The organism is Pectobacterium carotovorum, from assembly GCF_900129615.1.
Taxonomy (GTDB): Bacteria; Pseudomonadota; Gammaproteobacteria; order Enterobacterales; family Enterobacteriaceae; genus Pectobacterium; species Pectobacterium carotovorum.
In genome coordinates, this window is the sequence record NZ_FQWI01000012.1 from 23,491 (window position 1) to 45,926 (window position 22,436).

The following is a 22,436-nucleotide window of genomic DNA, read 5'->3' on the forward strand; positions in this document are numbered from 1 at the left end:
GCCTCAGATGCGCCTAATTTGGCGGATAAGTAGATTAGTGGGAACTGAAACAAGCGCATAGTGATGGCGCTTGTTTCCTCCATTGTTACTAACTCATCAGGCTGACGTGGGCGGCGACAATGCGCCAGCCTTCGGGCATTTTTATCCAGGTTTGCATTTGGCGACCGATCTTCGTACTGCCTGCGCGGGTGAATTCCGTGCTGGCGACGGCCATATCATGACCATAAGCGGTGATGACCGTATTACGCAGCGTTCTGTCCAAACCGGCAGAAGGGCGAGCTAGGCGAAAGGCGCGGATTTCCTCTATCCCGTACAGATTTTCTCCCGCACCGTAGCGCACCGTTTTTTCATCGTGCCAGAACAGTTCATCCAGCACCGCAATGTCATTACCCGTTAAGGCCTTCTCATAGCGATAGAACGCGTCAGTCACGTCAGCCAGTACATCCGGCTGATTGATATCGTCAGGCAACATATTTTCTTTCCTCTACGGTATAAGTTAGTCCCTGCTGCTCCAGCGCCCACGCCGTCCGCAGGCAAAGATCCTCGCGCCACGGTGCGGCAATAATCTGCACGCCTATCGGCAGGCCGCTCGCGGTCGCCATCGGTACCGTCACGACGGGCAGACCGACAAAAGATATCGGCTGCGTTAGCATGCCCATACTGGCGCGTACGGGCAGGTCGGTATCATTGATGCGCATGGTTTCCTGCCCGATAAGCGTGGCAGAGCAGGGCGTCGCGGGGGCGATCAGCAGGTCGGTGTGCTCAAACAGCGCCAGCGTCTGTTGACGGAAATAATTACGGAAGCGCTGGGCCTGTACATACCAGGCGGCGGGGATCATGGCGCCAGCCAGCAGGCGCTCGCGTGACAGGGGCTCGAAGCGCTCAGGCTGCGAGCGTAAGGCTGGCAAATACTGGTTGCCCCCTTCGCTGGCCGACAGAATAAAGGCGGCGCTACGTGCTAGTGCGGCATCGGTTAACGTCAGGCTGTCCTGCGCGCACAGTGCCTGTGCGATCTGACGAACGGCGGTGTTGGCTTCCTCGCTGGCCCACGTGGAGAAATAGCCCTCAAGCACCGCGTAGCGTAATCCGTCACTGCCCGCTTCCAACTGTGCGGCGGTATGCTGCGTTTCTCGCTTGGCCTGAAAACGATCGTGTTCATCGCGACCTTGTAAGGCATCGAACACTAAGGCCAGATCGTCTGCACTACGCGCCAGCGGGCCGATATGGTCGAGGCTGGCGACAAACGGGTGGCTGCCGTGGCGTGATAAACGGCCAAACGTCGGCTTTAGCCCGAAAATGCCGCATAGCGACGACGGCACGCGGATCGAGCCATTGGTGTCGCTGCCGAGTGTGAAGTTAACCAAGCCTGCTGCGACGGCGGCGGCTGACCCGCCAGACGACCCACCCGCGATGCGCTGTGTATCGAGCGGGTTGCGCGTGGGGCCGTAATGGCTGTTTTCGGTGGTAAAGCCGTAAGCATAGGCATCCATATTCAACATGCCGGACAGCAGTGCGCCCTGACTGGCAAGCTGGCGAATGGCAAAGGCATCCTGTGCCGCGGGTGGTCGCTGGCTGAAAAGCTCGGCACCTGCCAACGTGGTTTCTCCGCTGACGTCAAACAGGTTCTTGACGGCGTAAGGCACGCCGGCCAGCGCGGGTAAGGTTTCCCCGCGTTGACGGCTTGAGTCGATGCGCCCAGCCTCTGCCAACATGCGTGTACTGGTAACGTGGGTATAGGCATTAATCGTAGGGTTGGTCTGCTCAATGGCGCCCAGCGCCTGCTGTGCAAGCTCCTTGGCGGAAAACGTGCCAGCCTGCAAACCTTGCTGAATCTGTCGGATGGATAACGATGAGGGGGCGCTTCTGGCGTGTGAACTCATAGCGTATAAACCCCGGCAATTTCCTGATGCTCATCAAGAGGAAAATCCATCAGCGGCTGCGCCATGGCGTTGATGCGGCTGAACTGTACTAATAGCTCCTGACGCCGCTCCTGACTCAGTTGCAGCGCCAGCAGTGTTTCCATGTGTTGAAGATAAGCGGCCAGCGTGTCGCTATCGATTGAGTGGGTCGTCATGCATATTCTCCCGGTTGATTCATGATTAGAAGCCAGCCGCGCTGCCGTTGCTGCGCGGATCGAAGGCACCTTCCAGCATGCCGTTGGTGTGGCGTACGATGGCACCCGCATGGCCGACCGTTTCGCTAAAGCTGCTCAACAGCTCGACGTCGTGACCGAGCTGGCGCAGGGCATCCACGGTCGCGGGTTTAAAGCGATCTTCGATTTTCAGCGTATCGGAAGCTTGTCCCCAGGTACGGCCCAGCAGCCAGCGCGGGGCGGTAATCGCCTGTTGCAGCGGTAGCCCTTGCTGGATATGACGGATAAAGATGGCCGCCTGCGTCTGTGGTTGTCCGTCTCCGCCCATCGAGCCGTAGACCATGGTTCGCCCATCAGATAAACGTGCAGCGGCAGGATTTAAGGTATGAAACGGCTGTTTACCGGGCTCTAACGCCAGTAAGTGTGCCGGATCGAGGCTGAACGAGGCACCGCGGTTCTGCCAGAGCACGCCGGTTCCCGGCAAGACCACGCCGCTGCCAAACTCGTGGTAAATACTTTGAATGAAAGACACGCACAGACCGCTGCTGTCGCAGACGCCCATCCAGACGGTGTCGCCGGGGCCTTTCCCTTCTCCCCACGGTGCGGCTTTTCGAGTATCGACCTGACGAGCCAGCACGCCGAGCGCATCGTTTTCCAGCAACGCCTGCACGTCCTGCGTCATTTGCTTAGGATCGGTAATGAAGCGGTCACGCAGGCCAAACGCCAGTTTGGTCGATTCGACAATGCGATGGATCGTCTGGCTATCGTTCAGATCTTCCATGTCTAAATGATCGGTCAGGCCGAGAATCGCGAGCGACACCAGTCCCTGCGTCGGCGGCGCGAGGTTATAGATATCGCCTTTACTGTGCTTCAGCACCAGCGGCGTGGTTCGTTTGGCGCGGTAATTTGCCAGATCGTCTGCCGTCAGCGGCATCCCGAGCTGCGCCATCTGTGCCGACAGCCGGGCGGCGACGGAGCCGCGATAAAAGCTGTCCAGCCCTTCAAGGCTCAGCGTTGTCAGGGTATCGGCTAAATCCGGCTGCGTGAAACGGCTGCCTGCGCGCGGGATATTCCCCTGCGGCATAAACAGCTGGCTAAAGGCCGGAAAATCGCTCAGCTCATGGTAGCGCTGGGTGAGCGCATCCTCCTGAGACTGTGTGACGGGAATGCCGTCAGCCGCATAGCGAATCGCGTCAGATAACAGGCGAGCCAGCGGCATCGGCGTGCCGTCTATTTCTTGTGAATAGGCCAGTTCTTGCGAATAGGTTAGCGCTTCCTGCCAGCCGCCGACGGTGCCCGCGACCGTCAGCGCCGCTTTGGGGCCTCGGTGTGGAATGCGACTTTCACCTTGATACCACTCACGGCAGGCCAGCGACCCCGCTGCCCCGCTGGCATCAATAGCAACCGGTTCGCCGTGTGGGGGCACAATCAGCCAGAAACCGTCGCCGCCGATCCCGTTCATATGCGGATACACCACGGCAATGGTTGCCGCCGCCGCGACCATGGCTTCAATGGCGTTTCCACCTTCACGCAGAACGGCCAACGCGCTGGCACTGGCTAAATGATGAGGTGCTACCGCCATACCCAGCGGGGCGGTGTTGCTTTGCATCATTTCAGGATTCCTTTTTTAAATATTATGTAGGGTAAGAGTTATTAACCTTAGCTATAAGCAAATGGCGTTCCAGTTTTTCGGTGCGGTGGAAAGTCTGTATTCGGTGCCGGAAGGGGTATCTATATCATCCTGACAATCCTGTGCTATGTTCTGCGACATGAAACAAACGTTACAGCAAGCGCAACGAGTGAGAGACGATGATGCAAATAGATGAACGATTACGGGATCGCTACAGCGAGCTTTCACCGCAGGAACAGCGCGTCGCAGATTTCATCTTCGATCACTTTGACGATTTAATTAGCTACAACAGCGCCGAGCTGGCGCGGCTGAGCGGCGTTTCCAAAGCGACCGTCAGCCGGTTGTTCAAACGGCTGGGCTACCCCAGCTACCGTGACATGCGCGATGAGCTCAGAACGCTGCGCCAAAGCGGGATGCCGCTGGCGGATAACCGGGATGCCGTGCAGGGGAACACACTGCTGGCGCGGCATTACAAGCAGGAAATGGCGAACCTGACGCAGTGGATAAATCAGATTGACCCTGTGCAGTTTGGCGCAGTGATTCAGGCGCTGATGCAGGCGCAGCGCCTATGTCTGATTGGGCTGCGCAATAGCTATCCGGTGGCGCTGCACCTGCGCCAACAGTTGCTCCAGATCCGCCAACAGGTCACGCTGCTGACGCAGCCAGGGCAGACTTTATCCGAAGAGCTGGTGGATCTCACCGCACAAGATGTCGTGATTGTGGTGGCGTTTCGCCGCCGTCCGCGCCTGATTCAGCCGCTGCTGGCACAATTGCAAAAGCGCGGCGTACCCGTGCTGCTGCTATGCGAACCACAGGCCAGTACACTAATGTCGCTGGCAACCTGGTCGCTATGCGTCCCTCTGGACAGCGTCTCGGCGTTTGACAGTTATTCGTCTGCGATGAGTTTGGTGAATGTGATCAGCAATGCGCTGCTACATGAAATGCTGCGTGACGGACGCCAACGCATCCACCAGATCGTGGATCTTTATGGTGAACTGGATGAGCTTGAGCAACGCTAATGGTGCGTTGGGATGGTGCTTTTGCACTAATGTGGTGCGATGCGGTTGATGTTTGGTGCTATTCTGATGCCCTTATGTGTCATGCCGTCATGTGGATCTGTCATATAGTCATGCAGATCGTTTCGGGCGTGATAGCACCGGATTATTTTTGTGACGCAGCGCCACGCCCGACATAGGGCAGCTCAAACGCCGCTTGCCCTATGAACCCAGGCTTTTTGCGAGGAATCACGCCGCTTCGCGGTACCTTCGGCGTTCATGCCCGCAACCCGGACCGTCAGCGACGCGTTCCCGACGCGGCGCTGACTTTCGCGGCGTCCATGCCGCTCATCCGGCGGTCATGCTCACCTCAGCGTAATTCTTGACGTGAATAAAACATAAAAACCAAAAGGTTAACTTCTGAGTACCACGCCCGAAACCTTTCACAGATATTACATACCCATACCATAATCATCTCCATCGCTATCCCATGTTTTAGCCGAACTTTCTGACCCCCCGTACTCAATAGCACAGAAGGCGTTAATCTAATCTGGCACAGTCCTTGCTTAATTCCTGCAACGATGGTTTCAATTTTTGTTTTTAAAGAATCTTTCGTTTCAATTATACTAACCGGGGGCAGAGACGATGTTGATCAATAAACTGGGCATCAAAAAAGGGTTACTGGCGGTGATGGGCGCGGCAATGTTACTGGTTCAAGCCGGTAGCGCGATGGCCGATCAGTTGCAGGATATCGAGAAGCGCGGTGTGCTGCGTGTCGCGGTCCCGCAGGATTTCCCGCCGTTTGGATCGGTGGGCACGGATCTGCAGCCGCAGGGGTATGACATCGATATCGCTCGCTATCTGGCGAAAGAGATGAAACTAAAGTTGCAGTTGGTTCCGGTAACCAGTGCTAACCGCGTACCGTATCTGCAAACCAACAAAGTTGATCTGGTGATCTCCAGTCTGGGCAAAAATGCCGAGCGTGAAAAAGTGATCGATTTCAGCCGCGCCTACGCGCCGTTTTTCCTCGGCGTATTTGGGCCGAAAGACAGCACGCTGACATCGTCTGAAGCGCTGGAAGGCAAGAGTATCGGCGTCACGCGCGGTGCGGTAGAAGACATGGTGCTGACGGATATCGCGCCGAAGGCCGCACAGATTAAGCGCTACGAAGATAACAACACCACGCTGTCGGCGTACCTGTCCGGGCAGGTGGAATATGTTGCAACGGGTAACCTGGTTGTAGCCGCTATCGCCGAGCAGAACCCGACGAAAGCACCGGTAGCGAAGTTTATGCTGAAAGATTCGCCGTGCTACATCGGGCTGAAAAAAGATGAGCCCGCGCTGAAAGCGAAAGTCGATGCGTTGATTGAGCAAGCACTGAAAGACAACACGCTCAATAGCCTGTCGGAAAAATGGCTGAAAGCGCCGCTGCCGGCCAGCATCAAGGCTTAACGGGAGCTCGCCATGACCTATCAGCTTAATTTTTCCGCGCTATTTCCGTTCTGGCCTGAGTTGCTGGAGGGGTTGTGGGTCACCATTGAGCTGACGGTCATGGCAACCCTCGGCGGCATTGCCATTGGCATCTTCGGTGCGGCCTTGCGCAGCGGCAAGCCCACCCTGCTGAGTCGGCTATGGGGTGTCTACGTCGAGTTGATCCGCAATACGCCGTTTGTGGTTCAGCTGTTCTTCATCGTCTTCGGCTTGCCGAGTCTGGGCTTGAAGCTCACCGCCGGACAGGCCGCGCTGTTGGCGATGCTGATTAATCTGGGGGCGTACAGCACCGAGATTATCCGCGCGGGGATTCAGGTGACGCCGAAAGGCCAGTGGGAAGCCGCTCGCGTGTTGGGGCTGACGCGGATGCAGACCTTCCTGCGTGTGATTCTGCCGCCCGCGCTCCAGCGGATTTATCCGGCGCTGGTTAGCCAATGCATCATCGTCATGCTGGGATCGTCAGTGGTGTCGCAGGTGTCTTACGAAGAACTGACTTTTGCTGCCAACCTGATTCAGTCCCGTACGTTTTTGAGCTTTGAAGTGTATCTGGCAACCACGCTGTGTTACCTGATGCTGTCTGTTCTGATGCGACAACTCTTACTGCTGGCGGGTCGGCGCTTTCTGGGGAATCAGTCATGATGACATTTACCGACTGGGATATTGTGCGCAACCTGCTGCTGGCGGCACGTTGGACGCTACTGCTGTCGCTGACGGCTTTCATTGGCGGCGCGATAGTGACCTTTCCGCTGATGCTGCTGCGGTTGACTAAACGCAAATGGCCGACGCGCCTTGTCCATTTGTATTCCGAGCTGTTTCAGGGGACACCGCTGCTGATGCAGCTGTTTCTCGCCTTTTTCGGGCTGGCGCTGTTCGGTATTGATGTGAGCCCGTGGACGGCGGCAGCCCTGGCGCTGACGCTCTTTACCAGCGCCTTTCTGGTGGATATCTGGTGCGGCAGCGTGGAAGCCTTGCCGAAAGGGCAGTGGGAAGCGTCGCGCTGTCTCGGACTGGATTTCGGCCAGACGCTCTATCGGGTGATTGCACCACAGGCGATGCGTATCGCCATCGCGCCTACCGTGGGGTTTTCCGTGCAGGTGATTAAAGGTACCGCGCTGGCGTCGATCATCGGATTTATCGAGCTGACCAAGGCGGGAACCATGTTGAATAACGTGACCTATCAGCCGTTTAAAGTGTTCGGATTGGTGGCGCTGGGCTATTTCCTGATGTGCTATCCGCTCTCTTACTACAGCCGCTATCTGGAGAAGAAATTCAATGCCGCTCATCACCATTAATCAGGTTCAAAAATATTACGGCCAGAACCACGTCCTGAAAGGTGTGGATCTGGATATCGAAATGGGTGAGGTCATTTCGATCATCGGGCGCAGCGGCTCCGGTAAGAGCACGCTCTTGCGCTGCATGAACGGTCTGGAAGGCTATCAGGACGGCAGCATCAAGCTGGGCGGGATGACCGTTACCGACAGGGATTCGCAGGCGCGGGAAATCAGCCGCTCGGTCGGGATGGTGTTCCAGAACTTCAATCTGTTTCCGCACATGACGGCGCTGGAAAACGTGATGCTGGCACCGCGACGCGTGCTGGGTAAAAGCGCGGCGGAGTGCCGTGAGCTGGGTGAACAGATGCTCAATAAGGTCGGGCTGGGTGAGCGCCTTCACTACTATCCTGCCAATCTGTCGGGCGGCCAGCAGCAGCGTGTCGCGATTGCCCGCGCGCTGGCGATGAGCCCAAAAGTCCTGCTGTGCGACGAAATTACCTCGGCACTCGATCCTGAATTAGTCGGTGAAGTGCTGAAGGTACTGGAACAGCTGGCTGCCGAAGGCATGACGCTGATTCTGGTGACGCATGAAATGAATTTTGCCCGTGAAGTGGGCGACCGCGTGGTGTTTATGCATCAGGGCACGGTCTGGGAGCAGGGCGACAGCAAAACGCTGTTTGCTAACCCGCAGACCCGCGAACTGAAACAGTTTATCGCCTCCGTCCGGGGACTATCGGAAGCGTAAGGCTTCCCTCTTTTGAGCTAATCACGCACGGAAACGCGCATCAAATCATTCGATTAGCAGACCAGTAACGTAAAGAATCTGGAGCACATAACCATGAACAGCGAACTGTACGCGCAAATCAATCCCCCTCATCGCCTGCTGATGGGGCCGGGGCCGATCAATGCCGATCCGCGCGTATTACGGGCAATGGCCAGCCAGCTGGTGGGGCAATATGACCCCGCGATGACCAACTACATGAATCAGGTCATGGCGCTCTACCGTCAGCTTTTCCGTACGGAAAACCGCTGGACGATGCTGGTAGACGGCACCTCGCGGGCGGGGATCGAAGCGATCCTGCTGTCGGCGATCCGCCCCGGTGACAAGGTGCTGGTGCCGGTATTTGGCCGTTTTGGTCATCTGCTGTGCGAGATTGCCCGCCGCTGTCGTGCTGACGTTCATACCATCGAAGTGCCGTGGGGCGAGGTGTTTTCACCAGACCAGATCGAAGATGCGATCAAAGCGGTACGCCCGCGTTTACTGCTGACGGTGCAGGGCGATACATCGACCACCATGCTGCAACCGCTGGAGGAACTGGGCGAGATTTGCCGCCGTCACGGCGTGCTGTTCTATACCGATGCTACCGCCTCTTTTGGCGGCAACCCGCTGGAAACGGATAAATGGGGACTGGATGCGGTTTCCGCAGGGTTGCAGAAATGCCTCGGCGGGCCGTCCGGCAGTTCACCGATCACGCTCAGTTCGCAGATGGAAGCGGTGATCCGCCGGCGTAAATGCGTCGAACAGGGGATCCGAACGGACGCGCATCAGGACGGCGACGACGAGATGATCTATTCCAACTATTTCGATCTGGGCATGGTGATGGATTACTGGGGGCCGGAGCGCCTGAACCACCATACCGAGGCGACGAGCATGCTGTTCGCCGCACGCGAATGTGCCCGAACGATCCTCGAAGAAGGGCTGGATCGCAGTATTGCTCGCCATGCGCTGCACGGTAGTGCGCTGGTGGCGGGGATTCAGGGAATGGGTCTGGACACCTTTGGTTCGCTGACCCACAAAATGAATAACGTACTGGGCGTGGTGATTCCTGACGGCGTTCACGGCGAGCAGGTGCGTAAGCTGCTGCTGGAAGATTTCGCCATTGAGATCGGCACCTCGTTTGGCCCGCTTCAGGGCAAGATCTGGCGCATCGGTACGATGGGCTACAACGCGCGTAAAGACTGCGTGATGCAAACGCTGACGGCGCTGGAGGCGGTGCTGAATCGCCTGGGCTTCCGTACCGTGCAGGGCGAAGCCTTGCAGGCCGCCTGGAATTGCTACGCGGCAGATGAGGGACGTGCATGAGTGAAATGTTGATGTTGCCCGCTGCCGCACAGGCCGCCGCTGAGCAGATTATGTCGCGCTGCGATACGCTGGCTGAAATAAGCGAAACGCCCGGCCAGCTGACCCGCGTTTATCTGTCGCTGGAACACCTGCGTGCCAATGCGCAGGTGGGGGAATGGATGCGCGAAGCGGGCATGAATGTCTGGCAGGATAGCGTTGGCAACATTTGTGGTCGTTATGAAGGATTAACACCGGATGCGCCAGCGCTGCTGCTCGGTTCGCATCTGGATACGGTGCGCAATGCTGGACGGTATGACGGCATGCTGGGCGTATTGACGGCGATTGAAGTCGTGCGTGCCTTCCATCAGCAGGGGACGCGTTTGCCCGTGGCGCTGGAAATCATCGGTTTCGGCGATGAGGAAGGTACGCGTTTTGGCATTACGCTGCTGGGCAGTCGAGGGTTAACGGGCACCTGGCCGGAGAACTGGCTGGATTGTCAGGATGCAGAAGGCACCAGCGTGGCGCAGGCGTTGACCATTGCGGGGCTAGATCCGCTTGAGGTGGCACTGGCTGCGCGTCCGGTCAGCGATATCACCGCCTATCTGGAATTGCACATCGAACAAGGGCCGTGTCTGGAACAGCAGGACCTGGCGCTGGGCGTGGTCACCGCGATTAACGGGGCGCGGCGGCTCAACTGTACATTCCTCGGGCTGGCGGGGCATGCGGGCACGGTACCGATGACGCAGCGGCAGGATGCGCTGGCGGCTGCGGCTGACTGGATGGCGCAGGCAGAACGAGTAACGCGAGAAAGCGATCCTCATCTGGTCGCTACGTTTGGTACGTTGCAGTGTTTACCGGGCGCGGCGAATGTCATCCCCGGCGAGGTGAAGATGACGCTGGATATTCGCGGGCCGGAGGATGCGCCGCTGGATGCGTTGCTACAAAAACTCCTGACGCTAGGGCAGGCTATCGCACACCAACGCGGCTGCCAGTTCAGCGCCGAAGAGTATTATCGTATTGCGGCAACCCGCTGCGATCCCGCGTTGCAGTCGGTATTAAACGAAGCGGTGACGCAGGTTCAGGGGAAAACGCTGATGCTGCCAAGCGGGGCGGGGCACGACGCCATCGCCATCGCTGAACGCTGGCCAGTAGCGATGCTATTCGTCCGCTGTCGCGGCGGCATCAGCCACCATCCCGATGAATCAGTTACCACGGCAGATGTGGCGTTGGCGCTAGCGGCATTCTATCAGGCGGTGTTCTACCGCGCCTCTGCACAGTAACGACAGCTACATCTATTACAGCTACAGCACAACCACTACAGCGTAAAGCGATCGGCATCGCGCCAGGCGGGGAAGGATTCCCGGTAGCTTTGCAACGCTTCCAGCGACAGTTCGGCGTCCAGACGGGCAGGCTGATTGGGGGCGGCAGAGGCCAGAATTTCCCCTTGAGCATTAATAATCAGGCTATCGCCACGGTAGCTGTGGCCGTTGCCGTCAGTACCAACACGGTTACAGCCTGCAACGTACGCCTGATTCTCAATGGCACGCGCTGCTAGCAGCGTCTGCCAGTGTGCCGCGCGAGGCGCAGGCCAGTTGGCGACATACAGTGCCAGATCGTAATCCTGTCGATTGCGCGACCACACGGGGAAACGCAGGTCGTAGCAGATCATCGGGCAGATACGCCAGCCGCGCCATTCAATGGTGACTCGCTCTGTTCCTGCCTGATAATGGTGGTGTTCATCCGCCATGCGGAACAGGTGACGTTTATCGTAGTGATACACCTCGCCGTGCGGATCGACCAGCAGGAAACGGTTTACCGCGCCTTTTGGCGTGTTCACGGCGACACTGCCGCCGATCAGCGCATTCGTCTTCTGCGCCCACTGGTGCAGCCACGCTTCTACGACTGATTGATCCAGACTGCCTTTGGCGGCTTCCATCGCAAAGCCGGTGGTGAACATCTCCGGCAGCACAATCACATCACGCCCGCTCATCTCCGCTAATAAGGTATCGAAGTGGCGCAGGTTGGCTTCGCCATCGCGCCAGACCAGAGGCTGTTGCAGTAATGAAATCTTTAAAGTCGACATAAACGCTCCGCAGCGGCATCCAACGTCGCTTCCTGTTTAGCAAAGCATAGTCGAATCAGCGTATGTGGGAACGGATCGGCACAAAAGACGGACAGAGGAATGGCGGCAACGCCAACGTGCTCGGTCAGCCAGCGGCAGAAACTGACATCGTCCAGGTCGGAAATCGCCCGATAGTCCGCCAGCAGGAAGTAGGTGCCTTCGCAGGGGAGAATTTCAAAACGGCTGCCCGCCAGCGCCTTGATGAAACGATCGCGCTTGGCACGGTAAAAATCGGGTAGTTCGCGCCAGTGTTGCGGCTGTTCACGCAGCATATCGGCGATGGCGAACTGCGCAGGCGTGTTCACGGAGAACGTCAGATACTGGTGAACCTTACGGACTTCCGCACTCAATGCGGCTGGCGCGACGCAGTAGCCGACTTTCCAACCGGTCATGTGGAACGTTTTGCCAAACGATGAAACGGCGATAGCGCGTTGACGCAGCGACGGGTGTGCCAGCACGCTAGCGTGTCCTTCACTGTCGAAGCAGATGTGTTCGTAGACTTCATCGCTCAGTACGAAGATGTTACGTGCGGCAATTGCCTGCCACAGTTGCTCAAAATCGGCCTTCTGCCAGACGGTAGCGGACGGGTTGTGCGGTGTATTCAGGATGACCAAACGAGTACGGTCGCTTAGCAAACTGGCAAAATGCGACCAGTCCACGCGAAATGCAGGTGGCTGCAAGGCGATGCGTTTGAGTACGCCGCCAGCCAACGTCACAGCGGGCGCATAGCTGTCATAGCTGGGATCGAAACAAATCACTTCGTCGCCGGGGCGCACTAGTGCCGCAATGGCGGCAAACAGCGCTTCTGTCGCGCCCGCCGTGACGGTGACTTCGCTATCGGCATCCGGTCGCCAGCCGTACAGCTCTGCGGTTTTTTCAGCAATCACCTGACGCAGCGGCGCAACACCGGTCATCGGCGCATATTGGTTTGCGCCCTGACTGACATGATACGCAAGCCGCTGTTGTAAATAATCCGGGCCGTCAAAATCAGGGAAACCTTGTGATAGATTGATGGCCTGATGCTGTTGGGCCAGTGCACTCATCTGGGTAAAGATGGTGGTGCCCAGCGAAGGCAGTTTACTGTCGGGGATCAGAGCGGCGCTCATAGCGGGGTGGAACTCCTGCAAGCCTGTATTGCTTGGTAATATAACATGCTGTTAGTATTTGGCAATCAAGACGCTTGGACGTTTAAACGGCTAAATGCCATTGTGTACTAAGACATAACGAAAGCGTCTAAATTTCCAAAAAGTATCCAGAAAAAGTTGTTAGAAAAATGGACCAAAAACGGGAAGCCTCATGACTGAAAATCAACAATTGACGGCGCTGCTTGCGGCCTGCCGCTGGATAGGCGAGAAGGGCTGGTGTCCAGCGACGGGCGGCAATATGTCCGTACGCCTTGATGAAGCGCAGTGCCTGATTACCGAATCGGGTAAAGATAAAGGCAGTCTTCAGGCAGAGGATTTCCTGCTGGTGGAGATTGCCACTAACCATGTGCCGAGCGGCCGTACGCCGTCGGCGGAAACGGGGCTGCATACGCTGCTGTATCGCCGTGAGCCGACTATCGGCGCGGTGTTGCATACGCACTCGGTGAACGCGACGGTGCTGTCTCGGGTAGAGAAGGGCGCTGAACTGGTGTTGCACGGCTACGAAATGCAAAAGTCGCTGGCGGGGCAAACCACCCATTTGGATCGCGTGGCGATCCCGATTTTCGATAACGATCAGGATATTCCGGCGCTGGCGCAGCGGGTAACCGAGTACGCCAGCCACACGCCGCTTCGCTATGGCTTTCTGGTGCGCGGCCACGGCCTTTACTGCTGGGGCGCGACGGTGAAAGAAGCACGTCGTCATCTGGAAGGGCTAGAGTTCCTGTTCCAATGTGAATTGCAGCGTCGACTGCTGGAGGCGAAAGCATGATTAACGCGATCGTGACCGACATTGAAGGCACTACCAGCGACATCCGTTTTGTTCACACCGTGTTGTTCCCTTATGCCCGTGAACGACTGGCCGACACGGTGCGGCAGCATGGTAGCGATCCTGAGATCGCGCGGGCGCTGGATGCGTTGCGTCAGGAGCTGGGTCAGCCCGATGCGGATAATGATGCATTGATTACCGCACTGAACCAGTTTATGGATGAAGATCGCAAATCCACCGCGCTGAAGCAGCTGCAAGGCATTATCTGGCGCGCGGGCTACCGTAACGGCGATTTTCAGGGACATCTGTACCCTGAAGTGGCGGCGCAACTCGCCGCATGGCAGCAACAGGGCCTGCGCCTGTATGTATACTCGTCAGGTTCGGTAGAAGCGCAGCAGTTGCTGTTCGGCTACAGCAACGCGGGTGACCTGCGTCCGCTGTTCAGCGATTATTTTGATACTCGCGTCGGGGCGAAGCGGGAGACCGACTCTTATCGCACGATTGCGCAAGCCATCGGGCTGCCTGCCGAGCAACTGTTGTTTCTGTCGGACATTCGTCAGGAACTGGATGCCGCACAGGAGGCTGGCTGGCACACCTGCCAGCTTATCCGTGATGATGCGGATAGCGTAAGCCGTCACCGTCAGGTGGCACGTTTTGACCAGATCGACTTACCGGAGTACGCCCAATGAGTGGATTAACCATTTTTAGCGACAGCGATGCAAGCCAGCCGATTTGGCAAAGTCAGGATGCCGATGCGATTCAGAAGCAGTTGAACGAGATCGGCGTACGTTTTGAACGCTGGGAAGCCAGCCAGAAGCTGAGCGACGCGCCATCGTCTGAAGAAGTGCTGGCGGCCTACCAGCATGAAATCGATAAGCTGGTAGCAGAAAAAGGCTATCAGAGCTGGGACGTCATCAGCATGCGTTCTGATAATCCGCAGCGTGCGGAACTACGCACCAAGTTTTTATCCGAGCATGTCCACCATGAAGACGAAGTGCGCTTTTTCGTGGAAGGCGCGGGGCTGTTCTGCCTGCATCTGAACGGCAAGATTTACCAGATCCTGTGTGAGAAAAACGATCTGCTGTCCGTACCCGCAGGCACGGCACACTGGTTTGATATGGGACCAGAGCCGCACTTCACCGCCATCCGCCTGTTCGATAACCCGGAAGGGTGGATAGCGCATTTCACCGGCGATAAGATCGCGGACGCGTATCCGAAATTGGAACGATAGCTCATAGGGCTGTATGTCCTTATTCCACGGACGAAAATGGTTTATCAATAGTCTAAGAACAGGGTAGATGCTCTGTTCTTAGATGATGATTGAGTTTTTTAGTTAGTTATCTAATTTATTCTTAATAATATTATTTCAATATTAATCAATGGACTTGCTTCGTTTTAGTCCTTTTTTTGTGCTATTGGCTCTGCGAACATCTTGTTATTCTTTACGCGTATTTTTTTAAAAGGAATAGCGTCAAGGATGCCACATGGAACGTTTTCATTACTCATACCGCTTCAACCCTGCGATTTTCTTGTCTCCCACGACGTGAACACACCGAACCTCTATTCACCCTAAATTTTCTGCGTTTTTCTCTAGCGTGATGTTTTTATCAATCTGAACTGTGGTGTGAGCAGACTCAGACCACAGCTTGAGTATTTTACTTTTCATCAGGGTAGCAACGGAACGCATCGGGCAGATCGGCGTGTGTGGTAGCCGTAGCAGCAGGACAAGAATAACAATAAGGAGAAAGCAGGTGGCAAACAGTACAGGATTACAGTTCACCGTGAAGGTTGGCGCCCTGGAGGCAGGCACATTTGCGGTGGTGGATTTCAGGCTGGATGAAGGACTGAACCGGCCTTTCAGCCTGTCGCTGAGTCTGGCGAGCGCGTTGCCGGATGTCGATTTTGGCGCGGTGCTGGATCAGCCGTGCGAGCTGATGATTTGGTATGAAGGCGAACTGAAACGTCGGGTCAGCGGGATTGTCAGTGGCTTCACGCAGGGCGACACCGGATTTCGGCGCACGCGCTATCAGATGGAAGTCCGTCCGGCTCTGTGGCGGCTGGGATTACGCACCAACGCCCGTATCTTTCAGGCACAAAAGCCGGAAGCGATTATCGGTGCGCTGCTGGAAGAAGCCGGTATTACCGACTACGCCTTTGCGCTGCGTAACGAGCACGCGGTGCGAGAATATTGCGTGCAGTATCGGGAAAGCGATTTAGCCTTTATCACCCGGCTGGCCGCTGAGGAGGGAATGTACTTCTTCCACGAATACGAAGAGGGAAAACACCGTGTGGTGTTTGCCGACGATGCGGGGGCGCTGACTAAAGGCCCCGAGCTGTTCTTCAATCTGGCGACGCAGGGACTGAGTGAAGGCGAATATGTCCGGCGTTTCCACTACGCGGAGCGGGTGAGCACATCGGACGTGGAGCTGAAGGACTACAGCTTCAAAACACCGGCTTACGGGCTGTCGCACAAGAAGATGAGCGGCGAGCTGGCGCACCAGCGCGAAAGCTATCAGCACTACGACTATCCGGGGCGCTATAAGCAAGACCCGAGTGGCAAGGCGTTCAGCGGTTACCGACTGGATGCGCTGCGCTCAGGGGCGGTGACGAGCGAAGGGGAATCCAACTGCGCGGGGCTGATGCCGGGCAACACATTTACCCTGACGGAGCACCCGAATGCGACGCTGAACGCGGTGTGGCAGACGGTGAGCGTAACGCATGTCGGGCAGCAGCCGCAGGCGCTGGAAGAGGAAAGCGGCGGCGAACCGACGACTATGAGCAACAGTTTTGCCGTGGTGAAAGGCACGACGACATGGCGCGCAGCCATGCCCTACAAACCGATGGTGGATGGCCCGCAAATCGCCACCGTCGTCGGCCCGACTGGGGAAGAAATCTACTGTGATCAGTTCGGTCGGGTGAAACTGCAATTCCCGTGGGATCGCTACGGCGTGAGCAATGACCAGAGTTCCTGCTGGGTGCGTGTCAGTCAGGGCTGGGCGGGCGGCCAGTACGGGATGATCGCCATCCCGCGTATCGGCCATGAAGTGATCGTCAGCTTCCTTGAAGGCGATCCGGATCAGCCGATTATCACCGGGCGAACCTTCCACGCGACCAATCCCTCGCCGTACCCGCTGCCTGCCCATAAGACACGAACTGTACTGCGTACGAAGACGCATCAGGGAGAAGGGTTTAACGAGCTGCGCTTTGAAGATCAGGCCGGACAGGAGGAAATTTACCTTCACGGTCAGAAGGATCTCAACGCGCTCGTTGAGAATGACGTCGTCTGGCATATCAAACATGATGCCCACACGGAGATTGATAATGAACGCATCACCCGCATTAAAGCTAACGACCACCTGACGGTCGAGAGCGAGAAGCGTGACCATATTACAGGGGGCTACTCACTGACTGTTGATGCCTCAATGCACCAGAAACTGGGGCAGGCATTACTGGCTGAGGCCGGACAAGAGATTCATCTTAAATCCGGCAACAAGATAGTGCTGGAAGCCGGGGCTGAACTGACGCTCAAAGTGGGTGGCAGCTTCGTGAAGATTGACCCCAGCGGTGTGACGCTAGTCGGTCCCAGCATCAAGATGAATTCAGGTGGCAGCCCGGGCTTTGGCTCTGATTGGGCGGGCCACATGCCCACCTTACCGGGAGAAGTTGAGATTGTTGCTCCACCCAAATTGCCCAAAATACCGCCTCTTGAAAAGCCGATCTGTATTCCTTGTCTGCTGCGTGCCATGGCGCAGGGCGATGCGTTGATACAGGGAGAATAAGATGCTACCCGAATCAATCTGGCATCAGGGTGCCTGTATCGTCCTGTTGGAAGGGGCTTACCTCACCACTGAACAGCGTGAACGGTTGAGCGAAAGGCCGTTTTTGCCGCTCTATTTTCATGATGACTTGTTTGAACTGATTAATCTCGGCCCCTGGCTCTGGCTGTGTCCGCATGAGGAAGAAAGATTATTGGCTACGCTCGTTCAGCAAGGGCATGTGGTTGGCCTGCTTGAGAGCAGCCAACCTCTTAGCGCCTTGCAAAAGCAGTTGGCTTTGGGGGTGAGGGTGATTGAGCCCGAAGGGCAATTTAGCCAACTGCTGCGATTCTATACCCCCCACGCGCTGCCTCTGCTTGTCGAACAACACGATGCCCCGTGGTTCGGTGGGCTTTTTGGGGGAATCGAGCGCTGGTGGTTGCGAGAATGCGACGGCAGTTGGCGCGAACTGAGCCTATCGATCCCCCCAGATGACCCTGTTCCGGTGAAACTGACACCTGAGTTATACCGGGCGTTGCAAGGTTCACCTGATGAACATCGCGTACTGGCCCTTTGGCAAGAGGGAGAGCGCTGTGGGCATTTCCCGCCCTGTGAAAGGATGAGTATGGTTCGCAAAGCGCTGAGAAAAGCCGATCAGGCCGGCGCGATAGAGTCTCAAAGACGGTTGTGGGCATTAGCTTATCTGGAAGGTGGTCGTCAGGCTTTAGAAGAACAAAAGGGACAAGCATGAGCGCGGCAAGCGGTTTGACGAGAGCAATCTCGGGGCTGATCACGGCGGTATGGCAGATATTGCCGCGCTGGGGACGGTGGGTGGCAAGCATTCTTCTGGTGCTCTGGCTGGGTTGGACATTCCTGATACAGGAACGGCATGGCGGGGCGTCATTGGTTGTTATGTCAGTAATGGATCGACCCATTGGTTATGCCTATGTCAACGGGAATATGGGGGGAAACACAGATGCATTTGACGGACGGAATGCGGGAGGGAAAACCGCAGGCCCCTACCGTATAGATGGGGATACGGCCAATATTAAATGGCTACTGAGTACAACCCTAAAGCAACAAGAAGAACAGGGATTTCGTCCAGAGAAAAATAGCATCATCCTACCGATGCCGAAGCGTGAGAAGGGGCAAGATGATTTTTGTGTACTGTTCTTGCCAGATAACAAGCCGATGATACGTTGGGCCTATCGCTGTCACCTTGATATGCAGGATGTAATAAACACTTATCGGACGAGGAAATTGTGATGGTTGATTGGGATGATATGGAGTGTCGCGTTGCGCGCGAAGAGAGCCGTCATCAGGCACGATAGCGACCCAGCGTGTGGCAAAGGAATTGAATCAGCAAGAGAAAAAGGGACGAACATGAGCGTGGCAAGTGGTTTAACAAGAGCAATTTCGGGGCTGATCACGGCGATATGGCAGATCTTGCCGCGCTGGGGGCGGTGGACGGCAAGCATTCTGCTGGTGCTCTGGCTGGTCTGGACGTTCCTGATTCAGGAACGGCATGGCGGGGCGTCAATCGTTGTCCATTCGGTGATCGATCGCCCCATTAGCTATGTGTACGTCAACGGTAATATGGGGGGGAATACCTTTGCGTTTGATGGGCTTAATACCAGTGGTGGTACAGCAGGTCCCTACCGTATAGACGGGGATACGGTCAATATTAAATGGCTACTGAGTGCAACCCTAAAGCAACAAGAAGAACAGGGACTTCGTCCAGAGAAAAATAGTATCACCCTACCGATGCCAAAGCGTGAGAAGGGGCAAGATGATTTTTGTGTGCTTTTTTTACCTGATAACAAACTGGTCGTGCGTTGGGTTCGCAGTTGCTATCTTGATATGGATGATGTTATTGCCCCTTATCGCACAAGGAGAGGACGATGATCGACAGGGACGATATGGAGTGTCGCGTTGCGCGTGAGGAAAGCCGTCATCAGGCGGGGATAGGAACTTGTTCACTGGCGTTACAGATAGGTTTCTTCTTTGATGGTCTGAAGCGAAATATCAATATGGACGAAGATAGCCAGCGGCTGACTAACATTGGGCGTTTGTTTCGCGCCCATCCTGAAATAATTTTGGCTGAACTCACCTCTTCATATTCGTATTCCAAAGTCTATATCCCCGGTTTAGGTTCCCCCCTAGAAGATACACCGTCTGAAAGACTGGACAGTATTATGGATGCCAGACAGAAGGCACTGCCAGAGGATTATGCCGATGCGCTGGTCGAGCAGGGTAAAGAAACGGCGGTCGATACTGTCAAGGGTGTTTTCAAGGGGGACTGGAGTCAGGTGCTCTCCAATCAACTGGACGACCTTCGGACCATGAAGAGTGGCCTCGACGCGGCAGCGTCTGCTGCCAAAAAGGCGGCGACCCGTGCTTTGCTCGAAGCTGCAGAACCTATTCGAGATAACCCGATAGTGGCTGAGTTGCTCATGACCGGCGTCGATGCGCGGGTAGACCTGGCTAAAAATAAGTTCAAAAAAAACCTGGCGGATATCAAAAAAGCAAATCAACTGCCCATCAAGCTAATCCAAGTTTCCGTTTTTGGTGCCGATCTAGGAGCTGCGTTGGCTCGGCGCTTTATCGACGAACTGCTGGAGTCGGTCTGTACCAAAGTGGAAAACGAATACCGTTATGAGGACAGTAAAGTCGAGGTCATTTTTGCTGGCCTGTTCGACTGTACGCGCCGCAGCTCGCTGGACATGGGGGATACCGTGGCAACCGTCTCTGACGGGGCCGGACTGGTTGCCCGGCATCCTGTTGTTGGTATGATCACCACGGCCTTTGGCGCGAAAGTGATTGAGTTCGATAAGCCTCTCCACACCGCGGTCAAAAACGCCCTGCACCTGATAGCGGCGCACGAGCGGCGCGAATCCCGCCCTCTGTTGCCTCTGGGGCCGCTCAAATCAGGCTGGCGTGAAGTGCTTTGCCCCGGTATCAGTGAAGACGTGACGGGAGGACTGCTACCCAACGAACAGCGCCCCAGTGCCGAGCTGTGCCGGGTGCCGTTGCGACAGATGTTCGAAACGGCGCGCAGAGCGCAGGTGCCTTTTCCCAACTTTAAAACGCTTAATCAGAAAGACCCTTACGTGGCAAGCTACTTCATCATGCAGGACAGCAGGCTGGGCTACTCGGCGAAGGCATACAGTGAGTTCTACAGCAAATGGGTGGGGAAAATGAACCCGACACCGGAAGCGTTCGAGCTGCACATGCTCCACTATTGCGTTTGGCTGGGGGAAAAATTGCATGATTACAAGATACTTCGCCAAAACGCGACAGGAAGTGAGCGGGATAAGCTGAACGCGCAGTGGGGCTGGTTGATACAGGTCGGACGCGATGCGGAGAACGTGTTGAGAAGCAGGGGGCTGCGTCGGCAGATGTATCAGGGAGCCAATTTGGTGAAATTTTTTGATGAAACTAAGCGGGTGCCTCATGAGGCGGATATTTTCTTCAATTATTTTATGCACGACTTCGCATCAGAGGAACTCAAGTTCGCTACGCTGAAAGATCAGGCGGGTACGATGTTGAGGAACAATAATTTCTTCGTCCCACGTGGAATAGAGGTAATCGCTGCCGATGACGAAGCTGCCGCATGATCGTTGCAACAAGACTGACTATTTAGTTAAAAGGACTAATCAGCTAAAAGGACTAAAAAATGGGTAATGCCGTTAAATTAGGCGATAGCGATACCGGGCACGGTAGCCATCCGCCGACGCCCGTTGCGGCGGGTTCATCAACGGTTAAGGTTGACGGCCTACCATTGGCCCGACAAGGCGATCCGCTGGCTCCTCACGGCCATGACCGGAGCATTAGCAGCGGTTCATCCAGCGTACTCGTTGACGGTAAACCCGCGGTACGCTCGGGTGATGCAGTGAGCTGCGGTGGCGTGTTGATTGGCGGGGGAACGGTCACCATTGGGTGATGGCTTCGCCGCGTCCGTGCGGCGTATCCTGAGGCTCTTGGAAATTTTTGGGTTTGTTATCAATTCAACGCTGTCTGAAATATCCCTTCTTTGACGTCCTGTGGCGTGACCACGCCGGTGTCGAGTACCCAGCCGCTGATTAAGGCGGCGGGAGTGACGTCGAATGCCGGGTTGTAGACGGCGGCGTTCTGCGGTGCCCACTGGCAGTGGCCGAAGCTGCCGGAGACACCAGTGACTTCGGCGGCGGCACGCTGTTCGATAGGGATGGCTCGACCGTCTGGGCACGCGGGATCGTGCGTGGTGTGCGGTGCCGCGACGTAAAACGGAATCTGGTGATAGTGCGCCAGTACCGCGAGGCTGTAAGTGCCGATTTTATTGGCGACGTCGCCATTAGCCGCAATGCGGTCTGCACCGACCCAAATTGCATCGACCTGACCCTGCGCCATCAGGCTGGCGGCCATCGAATCACAAATCAGTTGATAAGGGATGCTCAGCTCGCCCAGTTCCCACGCCGTGAGGCGTCCGCCCTGCAAAAGTGGACGTGTTTCATCGACCCACACCTGCGCGACTTTCCCCTGCTGATGTGCGCGCAGCAGCACGCCGATAGCGGTGCCGATGCCTGCCGTTGCCAGCCCGCCGGTGTTGCAGTGGGTCAGTAAGCGGCTGTTGGGTTGTACCAGCGCAGCGCCGCGATCGGCAATGCATTCACACAGGGCGCGATCTTCTTCTACCAGGCGCAGGGCTTCTTGCACCAGCGCATCGACAAACTGCGTCTGTGCCAGCGCCAGCTTCATGCGATCCAGATTGTTCATTAGGTTCACGGCGGTAGGACGCGATGCCCGCAGCGTCTCCAGCGCCTGCGCCAGTTCGGCCTGTGATAACCCTTTCTCGGCCAGCAGCGCGAGCAGCAGACTGGCGGACAGGCCAATGAGCGGTGCGCCGCGTACTCGCAGCGTCTGGATATGCTCAACCAGTGACGCGACATCTGGACACGGGCTCCAGCGTTTTTCTTGCGGTAGCGCCTGCTGGTCGAGGATCCACAGTTGGTTATCAACAATTTTCAGGCTGGTTGTGTTAAGTGTCTGCATAGGTCGTTAAATCCATGTTGCATCGATATTCTTATTCTGCCAAGATGCCTGATAGATGTATAGACGTCCGAACGTT

General features: G+C 56.3%; 23 protein-coding genes. 16 read left to right on the forward strand and 7 right to left on the reverse strand.

What is annotated here, in order from left to right:
• Positions 1 to 88: 88 nt before the first annotated feature.
• Genes hpxZ through BUB06_RS19215 form a run of 4 tightly spaced genes read right to left on the reverse strand, consistent with a single transcriptional unit; the run spans position 89 to position 3,704 of the window.
• Entirely contained in the window at positions 89 to 472 is a 384-nt protein-coding gene (gene hpxZ / locus BUB06_RS19200; protein WP_039475489.1) for an oxalurate catabolism protein HpxZ, read from the reverse strand.
• Positions 462 to 1,880 (reverse strand): AtzE family amidohydrolase, encoded by a 1,419-nt coding sequence (locus BUB06_RS19205; protein ID WP_039475485.1) that lies wholly within the window; start codon positions 1,878 to 1,880, stop codon positions 462 to 464. Before BUB06_RS19205 ends, hpxZ begins: the two co-directional genes overlap by 11 nt.
• Positions 1,877 to 2,074, reverse strand: coding sequence for an oxalurate catabolism protein HpxX (gene hpxX / locus BUB06_RS19210; protein WP_039475484.1), 198 nt, complete (start codon positions 2,072 to 2,074; stop codon positions 1,877 to 1,879). Before hpxX ends, BUB06_RS19205 begins: the two co-directional genes overlap by 4 nt.
• A gap of 25 nt (positions 2,075 to 2,099) precedes the next feature.
• Positions 2,100 to 3,704: a gamma-glutamyltransferase family protein gene (locus BUB06_RS19215; RefSeq protein WP_039475482.1), complete on the reverse strand. Its 1,605-nt coding sequence runs from the start codon at positions 3,702 to 3,704 to the stop codon at positions 2,100 to 2,102.
• Positions 3,705 to 3,901: 197 nt separating this feature from the next.
• On the opposite strand from BUB06_RS19215, the gene BUB06_RS19220 reads away from it, so the two are divergent.
• The 7 genes from BUB06_RS19220 to hpxK all read left to right on the forward strand — a co-directional run bounded on the left by BUB06_RS19220 (position 3,902) and on the right by hpxK (position 10,821).
• Positions 3,902 to 4,741 (forward strand): MurR/RpiR family transcriptional regulator, encoded by an 840-nt coding sequence (locus tag BUB06_RS19220; RefSeq protein WP_039475480.1) that lies wholly within the window; start codon positions 3,902 to 3,904, stop codon positions 4,739 to 4,741.
• 642 nt (positions 4,742 to 5,383) lie between these two features.
• Positions 5,384 to 6,169 (forward strand): transporter substrate-binding domain-containing protein, encoded by a 786-nt coding sequence (locus tag BUB06_RS19225; RefSeq protein ID WP_039475547.1) that lies wholly within the window; start codon positions 5,384 to 5,386, stop codon positions 6,167 to 6,169.
• 12 nt (positions 6,170 to 6,181) lie between these two features.
• Positions 6,182 to 6,847 carry an amino acid ABC transporter permease gene (locus BUB06_RS19230; RefSeq protein ID WP_010306971.1) on the forward strand — a complete coding sequence of 222 codons (666 nt, stop codon included), beginning with the start codon at positions 6,182 to 6,184 and terminating at the stop codon, positions 6,845 to 6,847.
• Positions 6,847 to 7,500, forward strand: coding sequence for an amino acid ABC transporter permease (locus tag BUB06_RS19235; protein ID WP_029368898.1), 654 nt, complete (start codon positions 6,847 to 6,849; stop codon positions 7,498 to 7,500). Before BUB06_RS19230 ends, BUB06_RS19235 begins: the two co-directional genes overlap by 1 nt.
• Positions 7,481 to 8,224: an amino acid ABC transporter ATP-binding protein gene (locus BUB06_RS19240; RefSeq protein ID WP_010306965.1), complete on the forward strand. Its 744-nt coding sequence runs from the start codon at positions 7,481 to 7,483 to the stop codon at positions 8,222 to 8,224. Before BUB06_RS19235 ends, BUB06_RS19240 begins: the two co-directional genes overlap by 20 nt.
• Before the next feature lie 93 nt (positions 8,225 to 8,317).
• A complete protein-coding gene (locus BUB06_RS19245; RefSeq protein ID WP_039475478.1) occupies positions 8,318 to 9,562 on the forward strand; it encodes a pyridoxal-phosphate-dependent aminotransferase family protein in 1,245 nt (414 codons plus the stop codon).
• Positions 9,559 to 10,821 carry an allantoate amidohydrolase gene (gene hpxK, locus BUB06_RS19250; RefSeq protein WP_039475472.1) on the forward strand — a complete coding sequence of 421 codons (1,263 nt, stop codon included), beginning with the start codon at positions 9,559 to 9,561 and terminating at the stop codon, positions 10,819 to 10,821. The genes BUB06_RS19245 and hpxK overlap by 4 nt, the downstream gene beginning before the upstream one ends.
• 35 nt (positions 10,822 to 10,856) lie before the next feature.
• Here the strand turns inward: hpxK and BUB06_RS19255 are convergent, their stop codons facing one another.
• Together BUB06_RS19255 and BUB06_RS19260 are read right to left on the reverse strand one after the other, a co-directional pair.
• Positions 10,857 to 11,624: an amidohydrolase gene (locus tag BUB06_RS19255; RefSeq protein ID WP_039475469.1), complete on the reverse strand. Its 768-nt coding sequence runs from the start codon at positions 11,622 to 11,624 to the stop codon at positions 10,857 to 10,859.
• A complete protein-coding gene (locus tag BUB06_RS19260) occupies positions 11,612 to 12,769 on the reverse strand; it encodes a pyridoxal phosphate-dependent aminotransferase (protein WP_039475467.1) in 1,158 nt (385 codons plus the stop codon). Before BUB06_RS19260 ends, BUB06_RS19255 begins: the two co-directional genes overlap by 13 nt.
• Positions 12,770 to 12,959: 190 nt before the next feature.
• Here BUB06_RS19260 and BUB06_RS19265 point away from each other — a divergent pair, with 190 nt between their 5' ends.
• From BUB06_RS19265 to BUB06_RS19305, 9 genes are all read left to right on the forward strand, one after another.
• A complete protein-coding gene (locus tag BUB06_RS19265) occupies positions 12,960 to 13,577 on the forward strand; it encodes a methylthioribulose 1-phosphate dehydratase (RefSeq protein ID WP_039475464.1) in 618 nt (205 codons plus the stop codon).
• Positions 13,574 to 14,263 carry an acireductone synthase gene (gene mtnC / locus BUB06_RS19270; protein WP_039475461.1) on the forward strand — a complete coding sequence of 230 codons (690 nt, stop codon included), beginning with the start codon at positions 13,574 to 13,576 and terminating at the stop codon, positions 14,261 to 14,263. Before BUB06_RS19265 ends, mtnC begins: the two co-directional genes overlap by 4 nt.
• Complete coding sequence (locus tag BUB06_RS19275; RefSeq protein WP_039475458.1) at positions 14,260 to 14,805, forward strand: 1,2-dihydroxy-3-keto-5-methylthiopentene dioxygenase; 546 nt, start codon at positions 14,260 to 14,262, stop codon at positions 14,803 to 14,805. The genes mtnC and BUB06_RS19275 overlap by 4 nt, the downstream gene beginning before the upstream one ends.
• 520 nt (positions 14,806 to 15,325) lie before the next feature.
• A complete protein-coding gene (locus tag BUB06_RS19280; protein ID WP_039475456.1) occupies positions 15,326 to 17,353 on the forward strand; it encodes a type VI secretion system Vgr family protein in 2,028 nt (675 codons plus the stop codon).
• Position 17,354: 1 nt separating this feature from the next.
• Entirely contained in the window at positions 17,355 to 18,080 is a 726-nt protein-coding gene (locus BUB06_RS19285) for a DUF4123 domain-containing protein (RefSeq protein WP_039475453.1), read from the forward strand.
• Entirely contained in the window at positions 18,077 to 18,595 is a 519-nt protein-coding gene (locus tag BUB06_RS19290; protein WP_039475452.1) for a membrane protein, read from the forward strand. Before BUB06_RS19285 ends, BUB06_RS19290 begins: the two co-directional genes overlap by 4 nt.
• 117 nt (positions 18,596 to 18,712) lie before the next feature.
• Entirely contained in the window at positions 18,713 to 19,234 is a 522-nt protein-coding gene (locus tag BUB06_RS19295) for a membrane protein (RefSeq protein ID WP_039475544.1), read from the forward strand.
• Complete coding sequence (locus BUB06_RS19300; protein WP_039475450.1) at positions 19,231 to 20,946, forward strand: DUF2235 domain-containing protein; 1,716 nt, start codon at positions 19,231 to 19,233, stop codon at positions 20,944 to 20,946. The genes BUB06_RS19295 and BUB06_RS19300 overlap by 4 nt, the downstream gene beginning before the upstream one ends.
• A gap of 59 nt (positions 20,947 to 21,005) precedes the next feature.
• Positions 21,006 to 21,272, forward strand: coding sequence for a type VI secretion system PAAR protein (locus tag BUB06_RS19305; protein ID WP_039475447.1), 267 nt, complete (start codon positions 21,006 to 21,008; stop codon positions 21,270 to 21,272).
• A gap of 59 nt (positions 21,273 to 21,331) precedes the next feature.
• Here BUB06_RS19305 and mtnA read toward each other — a convergent pair whose 3' ends face one another.
• Entirely contained in the window at positions 21,332 to 22,360 is a 1,029-nt protein-coding gene (gene mtnA / locus BUB06_RS19310) for an S-methyl-5-thioribose-1-phosphate isomerase (RefSeq protein WP_039475444.1), read from the reverse strand.
• Between the last annotated feature and the right edge of the window lie 76 nt (positions 22,361 to 22,436).